The sequence below is a fragment of the Xanthobacter autotrophicus ATCC 700552 genome, assembly GCF_043194565.1.
GTDB classification, from domain to species: Bacteria; Pseudomonadota; Alphaproteobacteria; order Rhizobiales; family Xanthobacteraceae; genus Xanthobacter; species Xanthobacter autotrophicus_F.
The window spans coordinates 1-1,886 of the sequence record NZ_JBAFVS010000060.1 but is presented as its reverse complement, the minus strand read 5'-3'; the positions used below and the strand labels follow the sequence as shown (position 1 = coordinate 1,886).

Sequence of the window (1,886 nt, the reverse complement as noted above, 5' to 3'; positions counted from 1 at the left end):
ACTGACGAAGTCGGCGAGGTGCCGCTCAAGTTGGTCGTGGTCGTCATAGTGGTAGCGCTTGACGGTCGCATCCTTGATCGTGCGGTTCATCCGCTCGACCTGGCCATTATCCGGCATGATGCCGGCGGTGCATTTCTCGTCCGGCTTTTCTCTTTTTGGAACGGCCTTATGGTGAGCCCATCCGGGACGCGGGGCACCGGGAGCACGAAGGTGTGGGCAGGCCGCCGATAGACGTTGGGCCGAGAGCCCGAGCTCGTTATATGGCCGCCCCTTGCGACTTGCCCGGATGCGCCGCGAGCGCGGATCAGTAGGTGTCGTGTCGCCCGCCAGCTCCCGTTTTGACGAGCAACGCTCGGAAGGGAGGAGCCATGCGCATCATCGGACTGGACATTCACCGCGCCTTCGCCGAGGCGGTGGCCTGGGAAGCGAGGCGGTGGCCTGGGAAGACGGCAAACTCAAGCGGCTGGGACGCGTCGATATGCGACGCGATCTCCTGAATGCGTTCGCCGCGACGCTGATGGCGGACGATGTGGTGGTGGTCGAGGCGACCGGCAACGCGGCGGCGGTCGCGGCGGTAATGACGCCACACGTCAAGAAGGTAGTGATCGCGAACCCCAAGCAGGTGCGGGTGATCGCGTACGCGAAGATCAAGACCGACACGATCGACGCCGGCGTCTTGGCGCAGCACTACGCCAGCGGCTTCCTGCCGGAGGTCTGGATCCCCAATGAGCCGACCCAGGCGCTACGCCGGCAAGTCACCCGCCGCAACCAGATCGTGCGGCAGCGAACGCGACTGAAGAACATTATCCAGTCGATCCTCCACGGCCACCTGATCCCGTCCTGCCCGCACGCCGATCTGTGCGGACCCAAGGGTCGCGCCTGGCTGGCCGAGCAGGCCGTGCCGGAGGACGAGCGTCTCGCCATCGAGCGGCACCTTCGCGAGTTCGACCGTCTCGGCGAGGACCTGAAGGTGATCGAGCGCGACCTCGCGCGCTCGGCGCTGGCGGACGAGAGCGTGAAGCGGCTGATGACGATCCCCGGCATCGACATGGTGGTGGCACTCGCGATGACCGCAGCCATCGGCGACGTCAGCCGTTTCGGCAGCCCGCAGAAGCTGGTGAGCTACCTTGGTCTCAATCCGAGCGTCCGGCAGTCGGGATCGGGACCGGCCCACCATGGGCGGATTACCAAGCAAGGACGCGGCCATGCACGGGGCATGCTGGTCGAGGCGGCCTGGGCAGCGGCGCGCGCCTCCAGTCCACTGCGCGCCTTCTTCCTGCGCGTCCGGGCGCGGCGCGGCCAGCATGTGGTGGCGGTTGCGACTGCGCGCAAGCTCGCCGTCGTGATCTGGCACCTGCTCGCCAAAGGCGAGAGCTACGTCTGGGCGCGACCCTCGCTGCACGCCAAGAAGCTGCGCGATCTCGAGCTCAAAGCCGGACACAAGGCGGCACGCGGTCAGAAGGGCGCCGCGCATGCCTACAATATCAAGAGCCACCGCGAGGAGGAGCGGCGCTGGGTCGAGCAGGCCGAGGTGGCCTACGCGCGCTTCGTGGCCGGCTGGAACCCGCGAGGACCGAAAAAGGTGCGCACGGGCGCCGCAACCGAGGTGCGACGATAGAGGCTGCGCGGCAGGGCTCCCACCTCACGCCCTGCTCTTCGCCACGCGGTCACCCGCACGTGAGAGGAGAATATCGCAGATCGGAACAGAAAGCTCTTGTCGATCACATCAGTCGTCCAAGGATGCTTCGGCTTGGTGGTGCGGTGGTCGATATCGGCCTGGGCGCAGGCGTATTCGAAGGCATGGGCGCGGAACCGCTCTCCCTTCGCCATGGCCTCCCGGATCAGCGGTACCGCTGAGCCACCGGCGCCCGGCGTCGTGAAGTGGA

Annotated in this window: 3 pseudogenes; 1 reads left to right on the top strand and 2 read right to left on the bottom strand. The window is 66.7% G+C overall.

Annotated features, from left to right (window positions below):
• Positions 1-108 (bottom strand): annotated as a pseudogene (locus tag V5F48_RS24865) (IS481 family transposase); the annotation flags it as partial.
• Between the two features lie 260 nt (positions 109-368).
• Between V5F48_RS24865 and V5F48_RS24860 the strand changes: the two are divergent.
• A pseudogene (locus tag V5F48_RS24860) lies at positions 369-1,618 on the top strand (IS110 family RNA-guided transposase).
• Here V5F48_RS24860 and V5F48_RS24855 read toward each other — a convergent pair.
• Positions 1,537-1,886: pseudogene (locus tag V5F48_RS24855) on the bottom strand (hypothetical protein); the annotation flags it as partial. The pseudogenes V5F48_RS24860 and V5F48_RS24855 overlap by 82 nt on opposite strands.